Consider the following 1387-nt stretch of genomic DNA (forward strand, 5'->3'; position numbering starts at 1 on the left):
AGAGATTATGATTTCCAGATAGTTAATCAAATTTTAGTTTTAACTCAAATAAAATACCGGATGAAGCAACATATTTATAGCCAGATTCCAGATAGTAATGTGAATTTAACTCCTACTATTCAAATTTTACAGTCATTAAATCTGCTCCAATATTTAGCACCAGAAATTTTGTTGGCAGATAAATCATCAAAAATAGCGTTTAATACCTTCTGGAGTCGTCAACATCTAGAAAGATATCAATGGGAACAAGAGTTAGATTTTTTTTCTGAAAATATTCAATTTTTAATGCACTCTTTTTACTTTCGCGATTTGGGTAAGGATGGGGAATTTGTAGATAGATTTTGGTTAGTAGATTTACCTTGGATGATTATATTTTGGATAGAGTTTATTGGGCGGACTTTACTAATCAGTTGTCGTTCTAATTTAAGTTTATGGGGTGCTGTTAAAAAGCGTTGGTATGATGTTTTTTTATTACAACCTTGGCTACCTTCACTGCGAATAATTACTGTATTTATTCGTTTACAGAAAGTTAAATTGCCAGACATGAAACATTTCTACACAAATATCCGATTCCAACTTATTGGTAGTTTTGCTCAGGAAATAATTCAAGTTGTAGTAGGTGGGAGTATAAATCAGCTTCAGAATAATATTAGTAAAGGTTCTCTAAAAAAAGCTATATTTGAATCAAAAAATAAATCAGATAAAGTTGGTGTAGATAAAAATGACTATGGAAACATTCAGGAAATTATTAACAATATACTTGAAGTAACTGCTTGTAGAGTCCTTCCAGAAATTTATCCAGATATTGAAGATTTTTTACGCTATCAGGTTGAAAAGTCTATGCAGCAGTTATCTATATATAGGCGTTTACAAAAAATACCTTTTTTACGTCGCTTACCGGATAAAATTGCTAATAATTTAGTGATACAAATATCAAGTACAATTGCTACTTCTCCGCAAAAAGCTTATCAAACACAACCAGATGCGGTAAGTATCAAACTTAGACAACAGTTATTCAGACAGTTTACAACTAAGTTCCTATCAGAATTGCAAGAAAAACAAACTTTTGAAGAAATAGAAGTTTTAATGATTAATTTGCTTGAAGAAATTAAAAATAGTTACGTTAAACCATCAAATCAAACTAATTTACAACCTGCGGAAACAAATATTCCGAAAATTATACCTACAGAAGTAATTGAGTTAAAAGCTGGATATGAGAGTAAAATGATGATTAATCGATCAGGATTTACTCATAACCAACATATATAGTTAACGGCCGTTACCCTATACAAATGGTGTATAATTTTACCTTTTGCGTAACTCCTGTTGATAAATTAGGGTAGGTTGAGTTAAGTAACGTTAGTGCAACTTATCCACAGGATAAACC

General features: G+C 30.9%; 1 pseudogene. It reads left to right on the forward strand.

Going from position 1 to position 1387, the window contains the following annotated elements:
- Nucleotides 1–1269: pseudogene (locus tag F6K13_RS33270) on the forward strand (hypothetical protein); the annotation flags it as partial.
- Nucleotides 1270–1387: the final 118 nt, after the last annotated feature.

This window comes from Okeania sp. SIO2B9 (assembly GCF_010672505.1).
Lineage (GTDB): Bacteria > Cyanobacteriota > Cyanobacteriia > Cyanobacteriales > Microcoleaceae > Okeania > Okeania hirsuta.